The sequence below is a fragment of the Paraburkholderia sp. RAU6.4a genome (genome assembly GCF_050435625.1).
Lineage (GTDB): Bacteria > Pseudomonadota > Gammaproteobacteria > Burkholderiales > Burkholderiaceae > Paraburkholderia > Paraburkholderia tuberum.
Genome location: NZ_JBNDKQ010000002.1, coordinates 3,752,352 through 3,772,939 on the forward strand (window position 1 = coordinate 3,752,352; position 20,588 = coordinate 3,772,939).

The window sequence follows — 20,588 nt, forward strand, 5'->3', positions numbered from 1 at the left end:
TGTCTCCTCCAGTTCGGTGTCAGCTACGCTGGTATCGGATGAACTGTGCGTAGAGCATTTCCATCGTGGTGTTGCGAACGTCGCGATGCAACGGCGACGGCGGTGAATAGTTGAGCATGCGCAGCACCCAGTCGCGCGGCGCGGCGCCGACGTCGAGCGCATTGATGCAGCCGGTCGCCTGCGCCAGATGACCGAAGAACGTGCGGCCGCCGGCCGTCAGCGCGTGCGACAGGATCGCGCGATTGACGCCGCCGTGCAGCACCAGCAACGCGGTGTCCCACGACGTGTCTTCGCGCAGCGCCGTGACGGCCGGCAGCACGCGATCGAACAGCTCGCCGATCGTTTCGCCGTCGAGAAAGCGCATGCTCTCCGGCACGATGCCGTCGAACACGCCGAGAAACGCGGCCTCGATATCGCTCGGCGGAATGCCGCCGAGCCGTCCGCCGCGAATTTCTCGCCACGCGGGCTCGATTTCGGGCTCGATCTGCTGACCCGTTTCGGCAAGCACGCACCGCGCGGTTTCTATCGTGCGCGGCAAGCCGCTGACGATCACGCGGTCAAAGCGCACCTGCTGTTCGGCGAACACGCGGCCCGCCGCGCTCGCCTGCTCGCGGCCGTTCGCGTTCAGCGGCACGGTTTCAGGATCGATCGCGCGGCCGGAGTCGTCGAAGTAGGTGACGTCGCCGTGACGCATCAGGAAGATGCGGCGCCGTTTCGGCAGTTGGTAGTCGGGCATGTCGGGCGGCTCTCTCGTCGTTCATTTGTAGATCGGTGCGCGTTTTTCGAGGAACGCGGTGATGCCTTCGAGACCGTCGCGATGATGCAGCGACGCGACGAAGTTATCGCGCTCGGCGACCAGATGATCAGCGAGCGGCTGCGTACCGGCCGCGGCGATCAGCCCCTTGATGCGCGCGACCGAATTGGGCGAAATCGCGCCGAGCTCGTCGGCCCAGGCGAGCGCGTTATCGAGCGCGGTGCCGGCTTTCGTGAGCCGGTTGACGACGCCGAGTTCGTGCAGACGCGCGGCGCCGATCGGCTTGGCTTCGATCAGTACCTCGGTGGCCAGCTGGCGCGGCAGCGCCTCGGCGAGAAACCACGAGCCGCCGCCGTCGGGCGTCAGACCGACGCGCGCGTAGGACATCGCGAATTTGGCGTTGTCCGCGGCGACGATCAGATCGCAGGCGAGCGCGAGCGAAAATCCCGCGCCTGCCGCCGCGCCTTCCACCGCGGCAATGACCGGCTTCGACGATAGCCGCAGTGCCGAAATCCATTGAGCGAGCATGTCGATGCTATCGGCTTGCACGGAGGGATCTTTCGCGCGATTTTCGAGCAGGCGGTTCAGGTTGCCGCCCGCGCAAAAGAAGTTATCGGCGCCGGTGATCACGACGGCGCGAATCGACGGATCGCGCTCGACGGTATCGAATGCCTCGATGCCCGCGGCGTACATGTCCGGATGCAGCGCGTTGCGCGCACCGGGGTTCGACAGCGTGAGGACCAGCGTGGATTCGCTGCTGGCCGGGCGTGAAGCGAGCAGGGCGGCGCTCATGATTGGGTCTCCGTTGGGATGTCGGTGGCGTCGCGCTGGGTGAGCGCAAGGCCGAGTTGCGCGCGTCTTGCGAGCCACGGCGACGGACGATAGCGCGGTTCGCCGAGCACGCTGTGCATGTTGCGCAGGATCGTGAGAATGGTGGTGGCGCCGAGCGCGTCGCCGAGCGCGAGCGGTCCTCGCGGGTAGCCGAGGCCGAGCATGACGGCGAGGTCGATGTCCTCCGGCGTCGCGATCTGCTTCTGCGCGATGTCGCAGCCGATGTTGACGATCGTCGCGACCACCCGCTGCGCGACGAAGCCGGTCGAATCGCGGATCACGGTGACGGGGATGCCGTCGGCGGCGAACAGCGCATGCGCGCTATCGCATGCGGCGCGTGTCGTGGCCGGCGTGGTCATCAGCGTGCGGCGTTGCGCGCCGACGAGCGGGAACAGGGCATCGACGGCGACGACGCGGCTCGCGTCGAGCGCTTCGTCGACCGCGGCCGTGGTCGCGTCGTGGCCGAACGGCGTGACGACGATCAGCGAACCGGCGGCGGGCGTCGCGCCTTCGTCGAGCTTTACGCCCGCTTTGCCGACCAGTTGCACGACTGCCTCATACGCGTCGCGGTAGCGTTGGCTGACCCACACGCTTTGCGGCAGCGTGGTCGGCGCGGGCGCTTCGGCGGCAACCTGCTGCTTACCGTCCACGTAGCGATAGAAACCTTCGCCGCTCTTGCGGCCGAGCAGTCCGCCCGACAGCCGCGTGCCCGTGATCGGCGACGGCGTGTAACGCGGTTCTTCGTAGAACTGGTGATAGATCGACTCCATCACCGGATGCGACACGTCGAGCGCGGTCAGGTCCAGCAGCTCGAACGGCCCGAGGCGAAAGCCGGCCTGCTCGCGCATGATGCGGTCGATGTCCGCAAAGCTCGCGACGCCTTCGCCCGCCACGCGCAAGCCCTCCATATTCATGCCGCGGCCCGCGTGATTGACGATGAAGCCCGGCATGTCCTTCGCGCGCACCGGCGTGTGGCCCATGCGGCGGGCGAGATCCATCAGCGCGTCGCCGGCTTCGGGGTCGCTGCGCAGGCCGTCGATCACTTCAACGACCTTCATCAGTGGCACCGGATTGAAGAAGTGATAGCCGACCACGCGCGACGGATCGGTGCAGCCCGCGGCAATCGCGGTGATCGACAGCGACGACGTATTCGACGCGAGGATGCAGCGGCCGCTGACCACGGTTTCGAGCTCGCGAAACAGCGCCTGCTTCACCTCGAGCTTTTCGACGATCGCCTCGACGACGAGATCGCAGCCGACCAGCTCGCTGATCGCCTGCACGCCGCTCACGTTGGCGAGCGCGGCGAGCGAGCGCGACTGCTCCAGCTTGCCTTTGGCCGTCAATTTGGCGAAAGTCTCCGCGAGATAGTCGCGCGCGGCGCCGACGGCGGCCGCGTGGGTGTCGTAGAGCCGCACGCGTAGGCCAGCGAGCGCCGCGATTTGCGCGATACCGCGGCCCATCGCGCCGGTGCCGACGATGCCGATGGTCGCGATGCTGAAATTGCGAGAGTTCATTGTGATGCCCGACTCCATGGTTATTTTAGAATAGCACGATCGTGCAATTTCTTGGATGATTCGATGGAAAGCCGCTGCTTCAACCTCGACGCGCGGTCTCACACACCGTGACGTAAGGGGAGACACCCCATGATCAAGCTGTGCGGTTTTGCGCTGTCCAACTACTACAACAAGGTCAAGTTCGTGCTGCTCGAACATGGCATCGAGTTCGAGGAGCAGTTCGTGAAGCCGAGTCAGGAAGAAGCGCTGCTCGAGCATTCGCCGCTCGGCAAGGTGCCATATCTGCAGACCGAGCACGGCGACCTCTGCGAGTCGCAGTGCATCGTCGAATATCTGGCTGCGCGTTTTCCCGACAAGCGGATCTTCTGCGCCGATCCGTGGCAGGCCGCCAAGGAACGCGAAATGATCTTTTTCGTCGATGTACATCTCGAGCTGACAGCGCGCAATCTGTACAAGGAAGCGTTTTTCGGCGGCACGGTCAGCGACGCGACGAAAGGGCGCGTCGAGAAGCTGCTCACGCATCACATCGCCGGTTTCAAACGGATCGCGAAGTTCTCGCCGTATCTGTGCGGCGAGCAATTCAGCGTGGCGGATACCGCCGGCTACGTGAGCCTGCCGCTCGTCGGTATGGCGACACAGACCATTTACGGCCGCGATCTTCTGCTCGAAGCGGGGATCGACTGGAAGCGCTACGTGAAGACGATCAACCCGCGGCCGGCTGCGCAGCGCGTGACGGAGGATCGCAAGGCCTGTGTCGCGGCGTCGCGTGCGTCCTGAGGGAATGAGCGCAGTGCCATGAAGCGTGCATGCTTGCGAAGCGCACACCCGTGCCGCGCAGCGCGATGGCAAGTAACGTGGGTTCGTTCGTGGCATCGCGCAAGGCATCCTAGAGCCGCGCGAGCCGTTCGAGCGCGGTAGCGAGCGTGCCTTCCTGCTTGGCGAAGCAGAAGCGCACCACGCCCGACTCGTGCGCCTCGTGATAGAACGCCGAGACCGGAATCGCCGCGACGCCGATTTCGCCGGTCAGCCATTGCGCGAATTCGGCTTCGGGCAGGTCGCTGATCGCCGAATAGTCGACGCATTGAAAATACGTGCCCGTGCACGGCAGCAGCCTGAAGCGCGAATTCGCGAGGCCCGCGTGGAAGAAATCGCGCTTGCGCTGATAGAACGCCGGTAGCTCCACGTACGGCGCCGGGTCCTTCATGTAATCGGCGAGGCCGATCTGCATCGGTGTGTTGACGGTGAACACGTTGAACTGGTGCACCTTGCGGAACTCGGCGGTCAGCGCGGCGGGCGCGGCCACATAGCCGACTTTCCAGCCCGTCACGTGGTAGGTCTTGCCGAAGCTCGACACGACGAAGCTGCGCTGCGCGAGTTGCGGATAACGCGCGACGCTTTCATGCGGCGCGCCGTCGTAGACCATGTGCTCGTACACCTCGTCGGACAGGATCAGCACGTTGGTGCCGCGCACGATCTCCTCGAGCTTGCGCATGTCCTGTTCGCGCCACACGGTGCCGGTCGGATTGTGCGGCGTATTGATCATGATGAGCCGCGTCTTCGGCGTGATCGCGGCGGCGAGCTTGTCGAACGGGATGGCGTAGTCGGGTGCGTCGAGCGTGACGAAAACCGGCTTGCCGCCCGCGAGTTCGATCGACGGCAGATAGCTGTCGTAGGTCGGTTCGATCACGATCACTTCGTCGCCGGGATGGACAGTGCAAAGAATCGCGGTCAGCAACGCCTGTGTGGCGCCCGCGGTCACGGTGATTTCGCTATTGGCGTCGTAGTGGCGGCCGTACAGATTCGCGATCTTGTCCGAAATCGCCTGACGCAGCGGCAGCACACCGGCCATCGGCGGATACTGGTTGTGACCGTCGCGCATCGCGTTCGCGACCGCGTCGACGATGCGCGGATCGCAGGCGAAGTCGGGAAAGCCCTGACCCAGATTCACCGCGCCTTTTTCCGCGGCGAGCGCGCTCATCAAGGTGAAAATCGTCGTGCCGACGTTCGGCAGGCGAGACGGAAACGTGGGGCTCGTGGGCGTGTCGTGCGGTGCGTTCATGGCGTCGTGGGTAGCAGGGCGATAAGGTGGGCCGGTTCTCGAACTGTCGTTGCGAAGGGCGAAGCCTGATTGTAGGGAATCGCGACACGCTGTGCGCGCCGCGGGTGTCACGTTGATCGTCAGAAGCCGCCTGACGATGAACCTTCAACATGCGCTCGGCTCAACGCGCCGCACGGACGGTCGGATTCACGCGTTGACGGGCTCGCCCCCAGCATTCTGCGCGATGCCGATTGCCGCGACGAACGGTGCCGGTTGCGCGATCCTGAAGCCGAAGTCGCGCGCGATCCGTTTCGCGAGCTTCAGCACCGCACGGTCTTTCGACACGAGCCAGTCGGCCTGCGCCGCATGCGCAAGCTCGAGAAACTTCTGATCGTCGCGATCCTTGCATTGGGGCAGCGGCCGCGCGTCGGCGGCGGACTCGGTCGGCTCACACGGCTTAACCAGTTGCGCCAGCCGCGCGACGACCGCGAGCGCAGCGGCTTTGTCGACATTGCGGTGCGCGAACTGCGGATAGTCGAGCACGTAGGCGAGCTCGGCGAGGCAGCGCGCGTCGATCAGCGCGGCGAGCGCGCCCCTTTCGAGCGCGGCGGCGATCGGCCGCGTGTGCGGGTCGTCGAATACGAGTATGTCGATCCAGACATTGGAATCGAGTACGACGCGCAACGCGCCGCTTGAGGCGAGGGAACCGGGCATTCGTTACAATCGGGCTTTCGTCTTTGACCGCCAGGCACGGCGTGCCTGCAAGCCTCTATGATAATCGTTCTGTCGCCGGCGAAATCGCTCGACTACGACACCCCGCCGCACGTCAAAAAGCACACGATCCCCGATTTCGTCGATGACGCCGCCGAACTGATCAGCGGCCTGCGCCGTTTGTCGCCGCAACAGATCGCTTCGCTGATGAGCATTTCCGATCAGCTCGCGCACCTCAATTTTCAGCGTTACGCGGACTGGTCGCCGCAATTCGGCACGCACAACGCCAAGCAGGCGGTGCTCGCTTTCAACGGCGACGTGTACGAAGGTTTCGATGCGAAGACGTTGTCGTCGGCCGATCTCGACTATGCGCAGAATCACGTGCGGGTGCTGTCGGGCCTCTACGGCCTGCTGCGTCCGCTCGATCTGCTGCAGCCGTACCGGCTCGAAATGGGCACGCGTTTCGTCAACCCGCGCGGCAAGGATCTGTACGCGTTCTGGGGCGAGCGGATCACGCACGCGTTGAACGCGCAGTTGAAGAAGAATGCGGCCACCTCGCGCGTGCTGGTCAATTGCGCATCGGGCGAATATTTCAAGTCGGTCAAGCCGAAGCTGCTCGACGCGCCGGTCGTCACGCCGGTGTTCGAAGACTGGAAGGGCGGCCGCTACAAAATCATCAGCTTCCATGCAAAACGCGCGCGCGGCTTGATGGCGCGTTTCGCGGTGGAAAATCGCCTCGATCGTCCCGAGCAGTTGAAGGACTTCGAGACCGAAGGCTACGCGTTCTGTGCCGAAGCCTCGAACGACTCCACTTTCGTATTTCGCCGCCGCGTTGCGGAATAAGCGTGCCGCTGCGCTAAAAAGGCAGCGTGAATTCAGGCAGGGAAGACTCCGATGACGTTATCGATTACGAGCAATTTCGACGCAGGCGCAGTTGATGTGTTGTCCTGCGAGGACGCCGGCAATATTCGCCTGCGCGTACGGCCCGACAGCCACGCCGAGTTTGCGCAGTGGTTCTATTTCCGCCTGTCGGGCGCGGCGGGCGAGCGCTGCGTGATGACCTTCGAGAACGCCGCCGCGTGCGCGTTCGCGGAGGGCTGGCGCGACTATCGGGCGGTCGCGAGCTACGACCGCGTGAACTGGTTTCGCGTGCCGACGTCGTACGACGGCCGCGTGCTGACGATCGACCATACGCCCGATTTCGACAGCATCTACTACGCGTACTTCGAACCGTACAGCGAGGAGCGTCATGCCGAGTTTCTCGGCGCCGTGCAGCAGATGCCGCACGCGTCGCTGACCGAACTCGGCAAGACGGTCGAAGGCCGGCCGATTTCGCTGCTCACGCTCGGCACGCCGCCCGCCAACGATGCCGCCAACGCCGCGCCCAAAAAGAACATCTGGCTGATTGCCCGGCAGCATCCGGGCGAGACGATGGCCGAATGGTTCATCGAGGGGTTCGTGAAGCGCCTCGTCGGTTGGGGCGATTGGGCGGGCGACCCGGTCGCGCGCAAGCTGTACGATCATGCAGTGTTTCGCATCGTGCCGAACATGAATCCGGACGGCAGCGTGCGCGGCAATCTGCGCACCAACGCGGCCGGCGCGAACCTGAATCGCGAATGGATGGAGCCGGATGCCGCGCGCAGTCCCGAGGTGCTGGTGGTGCGCGACGCGATTCATGCGATAGGCTGCGACCTGTTCTTCGATATTCATGGCGACGAGGCATTGCCGTATGTGTTCGTCGCGGGCTCCGAAATGTTGCCGGGCTTCACCGAGCGGCAGGGCCGCGAGCAGACGGCGTTCATCGAGGCGTTCAAGCACGCGAGTCCGGATTTTCAGGACCAGTATGGCTATGCGGCGAGCAAGTATCGCGAGGATGCGTTGAAGCTCGCGTCGAAGTACATCGGCAACGAATTCGGCTGTCTGTCGTTGACGTTGGAAATGCCGTTCAAGGACAACGCAAATCTGCCCGACGAGCGGGCCGGCTGGAACGGCGAGCGCAGCGCATCGCTTGGCGCCGCAATGTTGCAAGCGATCCTGCGACACGTGGAGACGTTCGCCTGAAGAAGCGGACGAATGGACACAAAAAACGAGGCACGCACGGCAAAAGTGCGTGCCTCGTTTTTTATTGGGGCGACTGATCGGACGTTGGCGCGGCTCGATCAGCGCCAGATGTCATTGGCTCTTCTTCTTCGAGCTCTTGTTTGCCGATTTGCTCGACGTCGTGCGCGACGATTGGCCCGAGCCTGTCTTCGACGACTTCTTCGACGTCTTGCCGCCGACCGCGTGCTTGCCTTTGCCGCCTTTGTGCTTGCCCGATCCCGCGCTATGCGCGCGGTTTGGCGGTACCGGATCGTTCCAGCTGAACGCGAGCATCTGCGAGCCGACGTAGCCGCAGCGGAATTTCAGATCGGCCGGCTCGCCCGAGTTGTCCTGGCGCACGCCGACGCCCTCGACGGTGACGATGCTGTCCACCTTGACGCGCTGCTTGCCTTCGTCGAACGAGTCGTTCCATGGCGTGACCGACGAGTGCGCACTGTCGAACGAACTGGACGGGAATTCGACGTGGTCGAAAGCGGTTGACGTGCTCGCGACGAAGTCGCCATGCGCGGCGCAATCCGCGACGAGCGGATCCGCGTGCATTTCGGTGATAAATCTTTTGACGAGGTCGTTGTGCTGTTCGAGCTGATCAGCGAATGCGGGAGCCGCGCAGATGAGCGAGAGACTCGCTGCGCAGGCTGCCAACCGGCCGATCACCCGCAGCAACCGGCTCGGTACATTGGTGCGATCCATCTAGTTCTTTAGACGCAAATGGGAGATGAGGCAAATAAGATGCCCCGCGCAAGGGTTGAGTTCAATGTTGCTGCAAATATTCTGCCTTGTCCTGGCGGGGACGCCCGGAAAGTCTCCGGTGACGAGGCGCTGATTATCACAGATGCGCCGCACGCGACGTCAAAGCGCGCATTCTCAAGTGCGCGGGCCGCCCAGACGATAGCGCCGCACGTCGTAGGTGGTCACCCATGCGGGACGGTAGACCGCGATCAGCGCGGTCGCCATGCCAGTGAACCATGCTTCGCCGGTGGCGAGCAGCAGCACGCTGAGCGCGTAGCCGATTGGCACCACGGTCATCGAACCGCCGGACACGACGATATGGATGCCGAGCGCTGCCGCGGCCGTCAACGACACGGCAATGGCGGGCGAAACGAAGCCCTGGCCGAAGATGAACATGAAAAGATTGCGCGGTAGCCACGCGGTGCAGATGCGCTGGAGCAAGGTCGAGATGGCGACGGGCAGGGCTCCGTACACGAGGAACGTCAGCGCGATGCCCTGCCACGGCGCATCGAAGACGACGGCGGCCAGACCCGCGACCACCGCCATCGCGATCAGGGCGAGCCCCCAGTCGAACAGCGTGACGACGAGCGTGGCGCCGAGCAGGTGCATCACGGTGCCGTCGTCGAGCCAGGCGTTGCTCGACCACAGCACCGACACCGCGACGATTATCGCGAGCCAGACATGCTGGAGCGTGCCGTCCTGAAGTCTTTTGAAAGGTTTTTTCCACAGCGCGAGCGCGATCACCATCGCAGTGGCAATCCAGCCACCGACAGCGACCCAAAACGGAAGCGGTGTGTAGAGGAAACCCATGTGTCTCATATTACTCGTTGGACGACAAAAGGTGTGAGCGGATTCCATGCCAGCCCACCCTCGACGCCGCGCGCATGCGGACGTTCCAACCCATGCGCGCGGCGTGCCCCGCGCCCCGGGTCATGCGGAACCCGGGCCGACCGACTTCCGCGCGGGCCGGCCGGGTGGGGCCTCACCGTACGACGTGGCGGGCTCCGCGGCCATCGGTAGCGCGCTGCTGGTGTCGCTGCCCGGCAACGGATACTGGAAGCGCGCACGTGTGCGGCGCCGGAGTGGAACCGGGCCAGGCTGCCCGCGGATGACCGGCCGCGCGCTGTGCTCGCCGTTGTTGCGCAGCACTTGCAAATGATTCGTGAGCCATCCGTTGTAAAGCGCGACCGCGGCGGCGCGATTGGGCGCACCAAGTTGCTGGAATATGCTCGTCAGGTGGATCTTGACCGTACCTTCGCTAATGCCGAGCGTGCGCGCGATCATCTTGTTGGTGCTGCCCATGTGCACGCAGCGCATGATCTGCTCCTGCCGCGGTGACAGCCCGCCCGAGAGTTTGTTGCGGCGGGGCGGCGGACTTTCTTCGTCGAACGTACGAATCGCGGTGTCGGTCGGCAGCGGCGGATCGATCGCCAGCGCGCCGGGCGGCACGTAGTGACCGCCGAGCAGCACCATTTCCAATGCGCGCACGATCAGGCAGGGATCGGTGTCGCGTGGAACAACGCCGAGCACACCTTCGTCCATCAGCGCGCGCACGAGCGCGGGCAAAGTCCCGTCGGTGAGCACGCTGATGCGCAGGTCCGGAAAGTGGCTGAGCAACGCGCGCACCTGCGCAACCGACATCCAGTCCTCCCAGTCGATCACGACGAGATCAGGCCGATAACGCTTGAACGGACGTTCGAGCAGACGCCATTCATCGGCCTCTGTGAAGCGTGCCAGCCGGTCGATCTGCCGCAGCAAGGCCTTGAGTCCATCACGTCGTTCTGCGTTTGAATTGAGAATCGCGAAGCGCATGCATGTCTCCAGATGTATCGGGCGAAATGGCGCGACGCATCTGTGGGACTCGTGGAGCTGACTCGATCACGGCGATGCGTCACCGTGCCTATGATGACAAATTCCCTTCGTTTTGACGGCTGTCCAAAAGGCATAAGAAATGCGGACAATCAACAAAAAAGCCCCGTATATACGGGGCTTTTTTGCGATAAGGCAGGGATGTCGACTTCGGTGTCAATGGAAATGGGGTTGCGCGGGCTCGGCGTCTTCGGGCATTTCCGCGTGGACGATTTCGCCGAGCGGGTCCGCATACAGCGGCACGCCGCAGTCGTCGCAATATTCCGGCTCGAAGCGGCCCGCGTGGCGGCGCACATCCGTGATGCCGGTTTCCTTGAGCAGCGCGACGATTTCCTCGAGCGGTTCGTCCGAGCCGGTGATTTCCTCCGGCTCCTCGTCGATGCCCCCCTCGCCGTTTTCGCGGCCGTAGAGTGGCCACACGACACCGTAGATCACGTCGTTGCTGCCCTTGCGCGTGAAGCCGACGCGGTACTCGTCGATGCGCCGTTCGCCGAAGCCGGCGACCACCGCGCGCAGATCCTGCGGCGCCGCGCCAATAGTGTCGAAAAGATAACGCACGGCGGTACGCACGGTGTGCGGACGCACACTTTCATCGGCGTCGCGGCACGCCGAGTAGTACGCATCCGGCAGCAGACATTCGAATTCGCAGCCCGGCAGCACGACCGACAGATTCGCGCCGCCTTGGGTGGCCCATTGCTCGAGACATTGGCCGCGCTCGATGCGAGTGCCGTGCTCTTCTTCCTGCCAGCGGAACGTCGCGTCGCCGACGGGAGCGGCGACTACGGCGAGCAGAAAGCGCGGGTCCGCCAGAATCGGCGAGGTCTCCGGCAGTTCGCCGAAATTGAGCTTCGCGTTGCCGCCGCTGACCGCGGCTTGCGCAAGTTGCTGGGCGATGCGCCACGTTTCGACGTGATGGCGCGGCAACTGGTCGATGCTGAACAGGAATGGAGCCATTGCCACGCGCGTGTTGGCAGCGAGCACGTGCGCTTGCAGGTGTGCGCGCAGGGCGTCGGCGGCGTCGGACTTGAGCGGGCCGGACGGAATCACGTAGCGGGTCCAGGCGAGCACAGGCGCGGCGATCAGCAGCGCTTCATAAGACACGCCTTCATGTTCGATCACGAACGATTCGCTGTGCGTTTCCGCCATGTCGGCCAGCGCGCCGTAGGCATCCGGATGGTTTTGCTGCAGATGGTCGAGCGCGGCGTCCAGCGTAGTCTGGTTGGCGTTGCGCACGACTTTGGCCAGCAGCGCGTCGAGCTTCGCTTCCCAGAAGCGATCTTCGGTACGGCTGCCCGACGCGAAAAGCGCGAGCGAGAGACCGACGAGCTTGTCGGCGTCGGGAGGGAGACGTTTGGTGATTCGCGAGCGCATAAATCCAGAAAAATTGGGGGCACGGAACCTTATATTCTAGTCTTTTCCAGGCAGCTATATGGATTGGCCAGCAATCTCCGGGCAATTTGGGCGCTTTCATCTCAAAAAATGCGGTCGCCACCGGCACAGTCGCAAGCGACTCGCAACACCCTGGCGGGATGGTATAAGACACCCCGGACGCCCAACTCGCTTCTATACTGACGGCGTTCAGCGGGCGCCTGACGGGCGTGTGTCATGTCATTGCCACGGTCTGGCGCAATAGGAGATTCATCGTGAAATCTGACCAACTGATCGAGCGACTTGCCGCGGTATTCGCATTGATTGTGCTCGTGGGTGGGTCGTTGCTGGTGCTGGCGCCATTTACGACCGCGCTGCTGTGGGGCGCCATCCTCAGCTACAGTTCCTGGGGACTCTACCGGCGACTCACTGGCGTGGTCGGCGGGCGGCGCAAGCTGGCCGCGACCTTGATCGTGCTGATTATTCTGGTCGTGGTGCTCGGGCCGTTCGTCTATGCGGGTTTCGCGTTCGGCGCGCATGTTCACGACATCGTTGCGCTGGTGCAAAGACTTTTCGAGTCGGGGTTGCCCGATCTGCCGCCGTGGGTGCAGCGGATCCCGCTGGTTGGTTCGAGCATCGAGGCCTTTTGGGAGCGCTTGACCAGCAGCAATTCCGAGTTGATCGCGCAATTGCACACGCTCGCCGCGCCGGCTGGGAAGTGGATTCTGGCGGCGGCGCTTGCGGTGACGCATGGGCTGGGGCTGCTGGCGTTGAGCATCGTGCTCGCGTTCTTCTTTTATACCGGTGGCGAGGGGGCGGCCGCCTGGCTGAACGCCGGCATGCGTCGAGTAGCCGGTGAGCGCGCCGAGTATCTGCTGGCGCTGGCGGGCAGCACGGTGAAGGGGGTGGTCTACGGGATTCTTGGTACGGCCCTCGTACAGGCGGTTCTCGCGGGATTCGGTTTCTGGATGGCGGGCGTACCGGCGCCGGCGTTGCTCGGGCTCGTGACGTTTTTTCTGTCGGTGGTGCCGGGCGGTCCGGTCATTGTCTGGTTGCCGGCAGCGATCTGGCTGTATCAGGGCGGGTCGACTGGATGGGCGATTTTTGTGGTCATATGGGGCCTGCTGGTAGTCGGCATGGCCGATAACGTCATCAAGCCGATCCTGATCGGCAAAAACAGTGACATGCCGTTGATTCTGGTGATGCTCGGCATCCTCGGCGGCGCGTTTGCGTTTGGTTTTCTTGGTGTTTTCATCGGCCCGACGTTGCTGGCGGTCGCTTATACCGTGCTGCATGATTGGACGATCGGCGCATCCGCTGCCCAGACGCTGGCGCCCGAAGTGAAAACCCCATCGATAGACGATCCGGGCCGTATGGGAAAGATCCCCTAAGGAAAACCCCAGGATTTCGCTTGCAAGTTCTGGCTGCGGCGACTAGAATTCCGCACTTTCGCGCTCCGGACGCCGGGGTGCGGAGAAGCGGGAAGCCTTTGATGGCGTGGGCTTCAGCGGCGTGGGCAGGTTAGGCGAGTGATAAAAACCTGTTGACGATCCGACGGAAGTTCTCCATAATCTCACTTCTCTGCTGCAGACGCAGCGACGCAAACGAAGCGGTGCCGGGTAGTGGTGGTTCAGGCGCGGCGGGTTTGGCGGACCGATCTTTAAAAACTAACAGTCGATAAGTGTGGGCGCTTGATGCGGAATGCGGCGGCGGATTCTCCGGAATCTGCTGTCAGGCAGAAGTATCAGAAGCCTCACACAGTATTGGAGGAAGGTTTGTCTGTCGAAAGACGGATCAATCATCGTCAGTACGTTGAGTGAGCGACCGGGTTCGAGAGAGCCCGAACACAGTAACAGGTTTGAACTGAAGAGTTTGATCCTGGCTCAGATTGAACGCTGGCGGCATGCCTTACACATGCAAGTCGAACGGCAGCACGGACTCCGGTCTGGTGGCGAGTGGCGAACGGGTGAGTAATACATCGGAACGTGTCCTGGAGTGGGGGATAGCCCGGCGAAAGCCGGATTAATACCGCATACGCTCGGGAGAGGAAAGCGGGGGATCTTTCGGGACCTCGCGCTCAAGGGGCGGCCGATGGCAGATTAGGTAGTTGGTGGGGTAAAGGCCTACCAAGCCGACGATCTGTAGCTGGTCTGAGAGGACGACCAGCCACACTGGGACTGAGACACGGCCCAGACTCCTACGGGAGGCAGCAGTGGGGAATTTTGGACAATGGGCGCAAGCCTGATCCAGCAATGCCGCGTGTGTGAAGAAGGCCTTCGGGTTGTAAAGCACTTTTGTCCGGAAAGAAAACCTCGTGGCTAATATCCGTGAGGGATGACGGTACCGGAAGAATAAGCACCGGCTAACTACGTGCCAGCAGCCGCGGTAATACGTAGGGTGCGAGCGTTAATCGGAATTACTGGGCGTAAAGCGTGCGCAGGCGGTGCTGTAAGACCGATGTGAAATCCCCGGGCTTAACCTGGGAACTGCATTGGTGACTGCAGCGCTGGAGTATGGCAGAGGGGGGTGGAATTCCACGTGTAGCAGTGAAATGCGTAGAGATGTGGAGGAACACCGATGGCGAAGGCAGCCCCCTGGGCCAATACTGACGCTCATGCACGAAAGCGTGGGGAGCAAACAGGATTAGATACCCTGGTAGTCCACGCCCTAAACGATGTCAACTGGTTGTCGGGCCTTCATTGGCTTGGTAACGTAGCTAACGCGTGAAGTTGACCGCCTGGGGAGTACGGTCGCAAGATTAAAACTCAAAGGAATTGACGGGGACCCGCACAAGCGGTGGATGATGTGGATTAATTCGATGCAACGCGAAAAACCTTACCTACCCTTGACATGTATGGAATCCTGCCGAGAGGCGGGAGTGCCCGAAAGGGAGCCATAACACAGGTGCTGCATGGCTGTCGTCAGCTCGTGTCGTGAGATGTTGGGTTAAGTCCCGCAACGAGCGCAACCCTTGTCCCTAGTTGCTACGCAAGAGCACTCCAGGGAGACTGCCGGTGACAAACCGGAGGAAGGTGGGGATGACGTCAAGTCCTCATGGCCCTTATGGGTAGGGCTTCACACGTCATACAATGGTCGGAACAGAGGGTTGCCAAGCCGCGAGGTGGAGCCAATCCCAGAAAACCGATCGTAGTCCGGATCGCACTCTGCAACTCGGGTGCGTGAAGCTGGAATCGCTAGTAATCGCGGATCAGCATGCCGCGGTGAATACGTTCCCGGGTCTTGTACACACCGCCCGTCACACCATGGGAGTGGGTTTTACCAGAAGTGGCTAGTCTAACCGCAAGGAGGACGGTCACCACGGTAGGATTCATGACTGGGGTGAAGTCGTAACAAGGTAGCCGTATCGGAAGGTGCGGCTGGATCACCTCCTTTCCAGAGCTGTGCATTCATTGCACTCAAGTGCTCACGCTTATCGGCTGTGGTTAGAAGCAACGCAGGCAGGCTCAGGGTCTGTAGCTCAGCCGGTTAGAGCACCGTCTTGATAAGGCGGGGGTCGATGGTTCGAATCCATCCAGACCCACCAGTGTCTTGTCTGGTGAGCTGAAGGGCTGGGGCCGCTGGACTATCTGTGGGACTGGGGGATTAGCTCAGCTGGGAGAGCACCTGCTTTGCAAGCAGGGGGTCGTCGGTTCGATCCCGTCATCCTCCACCAATCCTCAATGCGCAGGGTTCTGCATGAAGGCAGAGCGTTGCGCATTGGCGATTGAGCCAGTCAGAGCGGTATGAGGCACAGGCTTCATACCGGCTGCCGTTCTTTAACAATCAGGAAGAAGTAGTAAAGAGATTCACGAAAGCATACCTGGAGATGGGTGTGTGAGTAGGTGAATCAGGGTTGTGATTGTATCGATGTATTTTAAAGGTGATCGAGAGATCGCTTTGGAATACGGCGCAACACGAATACTCAACCTGTAGCGAGTGCGTCTATCCCCTCCGGGGATGGGACCCACGTTAAGCGCTAAAGCGCTAACGTGGGTCGACACAGAGACACACCCGTTATAGGGTCAAGCGAACAAGTGCATGTGGTGGATGCCTTGGCGATCACAGGCGATGAAGGACGCGGTAGCCTGCGAAAAGCTCCGGGGAGCTGGCAAACGAGCATTGATCCGGAGATGTCCGAATGGGGAAACCCACTCCTAATGGAGTATCCGTAGCTGAATCCATAGGCTGCGTGAGGCGAACGCGGTGAACTGAAACATCTAAGTAACCGCAGGAAAAGAAATCAACCGAGATTCCCAGAGTAGTGGCGAGCGAAATGGGATCAGCCGGTACACGTTATCTGTATTGTTAGTCGAACGCTCTGGAAAGTGCGGCCATAGCAGGTGATAGCCCTGTAGACGAAAACAGCATGGAAGAACTGGGTGTACGAGAAGTAGGGCGGGACACGTGAAATCCTGTCTGAAGATGGGGGGACCATCCTCCAAGGCTAAATACTCGTGATCGACCGATAGTGAACCAGTACCGTGAGGGAAAGGCGAAAAGAACCCCGGGAGGGGAGTGAAACAGATCCTGAAACCGCATGCATACAAACAGTCGGAGCCTCTGCGAAGGGGTGACGGCGTACCTTTTGTATAATGGGTCAGCGACTTACATTCAGTGGCGAGCTTAACCGATTAGGGCAGGCGTAGCGAAAGCGAGTCCGAACAGGGCGTCCAGTCGCTGGGTGTAGACCCGAAACCAGGTGATCTATCCATGGCCAGGTTGAAGGCACGGTAACACGTGCTGGAGGACCGAACCCACTAACGTTGAAAAGTTAGGGGATGAGCTGTGGATAGGGGTGAAAGGCTAAACAAACCTGGAAATAGCTGGTTCTCTCCGAAAACTATTTAGGTAGTGCCTCGTGTCTCACCTTCGGGGGTAGAGCACTGTCATGGTTGTGGGGTCCATTGCGGATTACTACGCCATAGCAAACTCCGAATACCGAAGAGTGCAATCACGGGAGACAGACATCGGGTGCTAACGTCCGGTGTCAAGAGGGAAACAACCCAGACCGCCAGCTAAGGTCCCCAAATATGGCTAAGTGGGAAACGAAGTGGGAAGGCTAAAACAGTCAGGAGGTTGGCTTAGAAGCAGCCACCCTTTAAAGAAAGCGTAATAGCTCACTGATCGAGTCGTCCTGCGCGGAAGATGTAACGGGGCTAAGCCATATACCGAAGCTGCGGATGCACAGTAATGTGCATGGTAGGAGAGCGTTCCGTAAGCCTGCGAAGGTGCACTGGAAAGTGTGCTGGAGGTATCGGAAGTGCGAATGCTGACATGAGTAGCGATAAAGGGGGTGAAAGGCCCCCTCGCCGTAAGCCCAAGGTTTCCTACGCAACGTTCATCGGCGTAGGGTGAGTCGGCCCCTAAGGCGAGGCAGAAATGCGTAGCTGATGGGAAGCAGATTAATATTTCTGCACCATTGTGAAATGCGATGGGGGGACGGATCGCGGAAGGTTGTCCGGGTGTTGGAAGTCCCGGTCCTTGCATTGGAGAAGGCGCTTTGGCAAATCCGGGCGCAGAATTCAAGGGTGCGAGGCGAGCCACTTCGGTGGCGAAGCAACTGGAAGGGGTTCCAGGAAAAGCCTCTAAGCTTCAGTTTCACAGTGACCGTACCGCAAACCGACACAGGTGGGCGAGATGAGTATTCTAAGGCGCTTGAGAGAACTCGGGAGAAGGAACTCGGCAAATTGGTACCGTAACTTCGGGATAAGGTACGCCCTCATAGCCTGACTGGCCTGCGCCAGAAGGGTGAAAGGGTTGCAATAAACTGGTGGCTGCGACTGTTTAATAAAAACACAGCACTCTGCAAACACGAAAGTGGACGTATAGGGTGTGACGCCTGCCCGGTGCCGGAAGATTAAATGATGGGGTGCAAGCTCCTGATTGAAGTCCCGGTAAACGGCGGCCGTAACTATAACGGTCCTAAGGTAGCGAAATTCCTTGTCGGGTAAGTTCCGACCTGCACGAATGGCGTAACGATGGCCACACTGTCTCCTCCCGAGACTCAGCGAAGTTGAAGTGTTTGTGATGATGCAATCTCCCCGCGGCTAGACGGAAAGACCCCATGAACCTTTACTGCAGCTTTGCATTGGACTTTGAACCGGTCTGTGTAGGATAGGTGGGAGGCTATGAAGTTGGGACGCCAGTCTCAATGGAGCCGTCCTTGAAATACCACCCTGATCTGTTTGAGGTTCTAACCTTGGCCCGTGATCCGGGTCGGGAACAGTGCATGGTAGGCAGTTTGACTGGGGCGGTCTCCTCCCAAAGTGTAACGGAGGAGTACGAAGGTACGCTAGGTACGGTCGGAAATCGTGCTGATAGTGCAATGGCATAAGCGTGCTTGACTGTGAGACTGACAAGTCGAACAGGTGCGAAAGCAGGTCATAGTGATCCGGTGGTTCTGTATGGAAGGGCCATCGCTCAACGGATAAAAGGTACTCTGGGGATAACAGGCTGATACCGCCCAAGAGTTCATATCGACGGCGGTGTTTGGCACCTCGATGTCGGCTCATCTCATCCTGGGGCTGTAGCCGGTCCCAAGGGTATGGCTGTTCGCCATTTAAAGAGGTACGTGAGCTGGGTTTAAAACGTCGTGAGACAGTTTGGTCCCTATCTGCCGTGGGCGCTGGATATTTGAAGGGGGCTGCTCCTAGTACGAGAGGACCGGAGTGGACGAACCTCTGGTGTACCGGTTGTCACGCCAGTGGCATCGCCGGGTAGCTATGTTCGGAAGAGATAACCGCTGAAAGCATCTAAGCGGGAAACTCGCCTTAAGATGAGATATCCCCGGGGCTTCGAGCCCCTTGAAGGGTCGTTCAAGACCAGGACGTTGATAGGTCAGGTGTGCACGTACAGTAATGTACTGAGCTAACTGATACTAATTGCCCGTAAGGCTTGATCCTATAACAGGTGTGTCTCCCCGAAGGGGATTGGTGTGAACTCCCGCGGGAGCTCACAGAAACGCACGGTTGGGATTCAGTGTTGTGCCAGAAACAACACAACCCCCCACACTCGAATCCTTTACGCTTCTTCCCGATTGGCTGTGGCGCAACCGGTTGACTCCAGCCCTGCGACGCAGCAACCCGTCATGCCTGATGACCATAGCGAGTCGGCCCCACCCCTTCCCATCCCGAACAGGACCGTGAAACGACTCCACGCCGATGATAGTGCGGATTGCCCGTGTGAAAGTAGGTAATCGTCAGGCTCCCCCCCAGTCAGAAACCCCACCCGCCGCGGTGGGGTTTCTGCGTTTACGCGGCCAAATCAACAACAACATGCTCGACCGGGCACGAACAATAAGCGTGGTCGGACGCCGTTGCCAGCCACTGCCAAAAGTAGCCTGTTGATCGACGCGTTTTTGCGCATACGACCTGCGCACAAACAAGCGTCTAGCGCGTCCCGAGCGCTGCTCGGTGGCGTTCCCGCGCTCAACGCTAGCCTCCCGCACGTATCTAAGGACACAAGGATGTAGTGGTCAAGTTATTTCGGACAGGCTGATAGGTTCTTTTACTGTCGGTTTTGCCTCGTAGGCAACGGGCGACAGATAGCCCAAAGTCGAATGCAAGCGTACTGCGTTGTAAAAACCGACGATGTACTGGTTGATGTCGCGCCGTGCTTCATCGTGGTTGGCGTACTGACCGGTGAAAGACGATCAACGGGTTCAGCAGAAACTCGCCGCCTGAAGTCCCTGCTCATCAAGTTGCCTATACACCGATTGCTGCTCGATGCTCTTGACCGGCACGAAACGCATGTTCGGCCGCGCGACTGCCTCGCAGATTGCCTCAGCATCCGCCGCGTCATTCTTGTTCGTCTTGACGTACGGTTTGACAAACTGCGGTGCAATCAGTCGGACCGTATGGCCCATGGCCTGCAGCTTGCGGGCCCAATAGTGCGCGCTGGCGCACGCTTCGATCCCGATCACGCAGCGGGGAGGTTGGCGAAGAAGTCCGCAACGTGATTTCGCTTGAGCACTTTCTTCAGCACCGTTCGACCATGCTCATTTACACCATGGACGGCAAAAACGTTCTTCGCCAGATCGATGCCAACTGTCGTAATCTTCACGATGGGCGCTCCCCTCGGTCAGGTGGTTGCTTCGACACATCCACTTTGGCACATTGATGCCGCTTCGGGTGGGGGCGTCCATCCCATTAGTCTTGACGCTAGCTCGTTCGACGGCAGCGACCACTTCTGCTTGTGCTGCGCGATGAGTTCGAGAACGGCCTGCAGTCGCAAGTTCGCCTGTGGCGCGCTGACCGTGCGGACCGCCGGCTTCTCCCTGAATCCGTCGTGAAGCGCGACCTTCCACTGGGCGGCAGACAGTTCAAGCGACACTGCCAGGATGACGCCCTCAGCATGTTGGTCCGGTAACGTGATTTGCGTCCATGATGCCCTCCGTTGAGCAACCCTTGGCACGGTCAATCTTACGACTCGGGCCTTGACAACTCTCACGCTACATAGGATCCGATTGTTCGCCGGGTCGCTGCGCGCTGGCCAACGTGCGGCCGCAATCATGAGCCTCATCCGCTCAGCGCAACTGAACGGTCACGAACCCCACGCATATCTGAAAGACCTCGGGACACGGCCGCCCACCCACAGGGCAAGCGACATCGCCGCATTGCTGCCACATAACTGGCAACCTCTTACCGCTGTCGCCTGATTCACCGTTCGTCAACGT

Annotated in this window: 13 protein-coding genes, 2 tRNA genes, 3 rRNA genes and 3 pseudogenes; 10 read left to right on the plus strand and 11 right to left on the minus strand. The window is 60.9% G+C overall.

The window, feature by feature from the left end:
• Positions 1-19: 19 nt before the first annotated feature.
• From OKW40_RS22160 to OKW40_RS22170, 3 genes are read right to left on the minus strand one after another with little or no spacing between them, the layout of a single operon-like run.
• Positions 20-736: a histidine phosphatase family protein gene (locus OKW40_RS22160; RefSeq protein WP_184059297.1), complete on the minus strand. Its 717-nt coding sequence runs from the start codon at positions 734-736 to the stop codon at positions 20-22.
• A gap of 21 nt (positions 737-757) precedes the next feature.
• A complete protein-coding gene (locus tag OKW40_RS22165) occupies positions 758-1,546 on the minus strand; it encodes an oxepin-CoA hydrolase, alternative type (RefSeq protein ID WP_090803799.1) in 789 nt (262 codons plus the stop codon).
• The gene (locus OKW40_RS22170; RefSeq protein WP_429491500.1) at positions 1,543-3,099 is read right to left on the minus strand and encodes a 3-hydroxyacyl-CoA dehydrogenase; all 1,557 of its coding nucleotides are present in this window, start codon (positions 3,097-3,099) and stop codon (positions 1,543-1,545) included. Before OKW40_RS22170 ends, OKW40_RS22165 begins: the two co-directional genes overlap by 4 nt.
• Before the next feature lie 129 nt (positions 3,100-3,228).
• On the opposite strand from OKW40_RS22170, the gene OKW40_RS22175 reads away from it, so the two are divergent.
• Positions 3,229-3,876 carry a glutathione S-transferase gene (locus OKW40_RS22175; protein WP_429491502.1) on the plus strand — a complete coding sequence of 216 codons (648 nt, stop codon included), beginning with the start codon at positions 3,229-3,231 and terminating at the stop codon, positions 3,874-3,876.
• Positions 3,877-3,985: 109 nt separating this feature from the next.
• Here the strand turns inward: OKW40_RS22175 and OKW40_RS22180 are convergent, their stop codons facing one another.
• Both OKW40_RS22180 and OKW40_RS22185 read right to left on the minus strand, forming a co-directional pair.
• Positions 3,986-5,158, minus strand: a complete 1,173-nt coding sequence (locus OKW40_RS22180; protein WP_184059291.1) for a pyridoxal phosphate-dependent aminotransferase — start codon at positions 5,156-5,158, stop codon at positions 3,986-3,988.
• A gap of 186 nt (positions 5,159-5,344) precedes the next feature.
• Entirely contained in the window at positions 5,345-5,851 is a 507-nt protein-coding gene (locus OKW40_RS22185; protein ID WP_184059289.1) for a putative toxin-antitoxin system toxin component, PIN family, read from the minus strand.
• Positions 5,852-5,908: 57 nt separating this feature from the next.
• On the opposite strand from OKW40_RS22185, the gene yaaA reads away from it, so the two are divergent.
• Together yaaA and OKW40_RS22195 are read left to right on the plus strand one after the other, a co-directional pair.
• On the plus strand, positions 5,909-6,691 hold the full coding sequence (gene yaaA / locus OKW40_RS22190; RefSeq protein WP_184072133.1) for a peroxide stress protein YaaA: 783 nt from the start codon (positions 5,909-5,911) through the stop codon (positions 6,689-6,691).
• 51 nt (positions 6,692-6,742) lie between these two features.
• Entirely contained in the window at positions 6,743-7,909 is a 1,167-nt protein-coding gene (locus OKW40_RS22195) for a M14 family metallopeptidase (RefSeq protein ID WP_429491504.1), read from the plus strand.
• Between the two features lie 111 nt (positions 7,910-8,020).
• Here OKW40_RS22195 and OKW40_RS22200 read toward each other — a convergent pair whose 3' ends face one another.
• The 4 genes from OKW40_RS22200 to OKW40_RS22215 form a co-directional block, all read right to left on the minus strand.
• On the minus strand, positions 8,021-8,638 hold the full coding sequence (locus OKW40_RS22200) for a BspC domain-containing protein (protein WP_018420043.1): 618 nt from the start codon (positions 8,636-8,638) through the stop codon (positions 8,021-8,023).
• A 174-nt stretch (positions 8,639-8,812) separates the two neighbouring features.
• The gene (locus OKW40_RS22205) at positions 8,813-9,487 is read right to left on the minus strand and encodes an energy-coupling factor ABC transporter permease (protein WP_184028785.1); all 675 of its coding nucleotides are present in this window, start codon (positions 9,485-9,487) and stop codon (positions 8,813-8,815) included.
• Positions 9,488-9,607: 120 nt separating this feature from the next.
• Entirely contained in the window at positions 9,608-10,489 is an 882-nt protein-coding gene (locus tag OKW40_RS22210) for a response regulator transcription factor (protein WP_090803814.1), read from the minus strand.
• Between the two features lie 213 nt (positions 10,490-10,702).
• The gene (locus OKW40_RS22215) at positions 10,703-11,917 is read right to left on the minus strand and encodes a DUF2863 family protein (protein WP_184045961.1); all 1,215 of its coding nucleotides are present in this window, start codon (positions 11,915-11,917) and stop codon (positions 10,703-10,705) included.
• Between the two features lie 272 nt (positions 11,918-12,189).
• Here OKW40_RS22215 and OKW40_RS22220 point away from each other — a divergent pair, with 272 nt between their 5' ends.
• The 6 genes from OKW40_RS22220 (at position 12,190) to rrf (ending at position 19,118) form a co-directional block, all read left to right on the plus strand.
• Positions 12,190-13,305 carry an AI-2E family transporter gene (locus OKW40_RS22220; RefSeq protein WP_090803817.1) on the plus strand — a complete coding sequence of 372 codons (1,116 nt, stop codon included), beginning with the start codon at positions 12,190-12,192 and terminating at the stop codon, positions 13,303-13,305.
• A gap of 469 nt (positions 13,306-13,774) precedes the next feature.
• Positions 13,775-15,307, plus strand: a 16S ribosomal RNA gene (locus OKW40_RS22225).
• A gap of 74 nt (positions 15,308-15,381) precedes the next feature.
• Positions 15,382-15,458: transfer RNA gene (locus tag OKW40_RS22230), tRNA-Ile, on the plus strand.
• Between the two features lie 53 nt (positions 15,459-15,511).
• A tRNA-Ala gene (locus tag OKW40_RS22235) sits at positions 15,512-15,587 on the plus strand.
• A 347-nt stretch (positions 15,588-15,934) separates the two neighbouring features.
• Positions 15,935-18,816: ribosomal RNA gene (locus OKW40_RS22240) — 23S ribosomal RNA — on the plus strand.
• A 188-nt stretch (positions 18,817-19,004) separates the two neighbouring features.
• A 5S ribosomal RNA gene (gene rrf / locus OKW40_RS22245) occupies positions 19,005-19,118 on the plus strand.
• The 16S, 23S and 5S rRNA genes sit together here with 2 tRNA genes alongside, the layout of an rRNA operon.
• Positions 19,119-19,388: 270 nt before the next feature.
• Here rrf and OKW40_RS22250 read toward each other — a convergent pair.
• Together OKW40_RS22250 and OKW40_RS22255 are read right to left on the minus strand one after the other, a co-directional pair.
• Positions 19,389-19,547, minus strand: a pseudogene (locus OKW40_RS22250) (IS3 family transposase); the annotation flags it as partial.
• 75 nt (positions 19,548-19,622) lie between these two features.
• Positions 19,623-19,975 (minus strand): annotated as a pseudogene (locus OKW40_RS22255) (IS110 family transposase); the annotation flags it as partial.
• 403 nt (positions 19,976-20,378) lie between these two features.
• Here OKW40_RS22255 and OKW40_RS22260 point away from each other — a divergent pair.
• A pseudogene (locus tag OKW40_RS22260) lies at positions 20,379-20,570 on the plus strand (transposase domain-containing protein); the annotation flags it as partial.
• Positions 20,571-20,588: the final 18 nt, after the last annotated feature.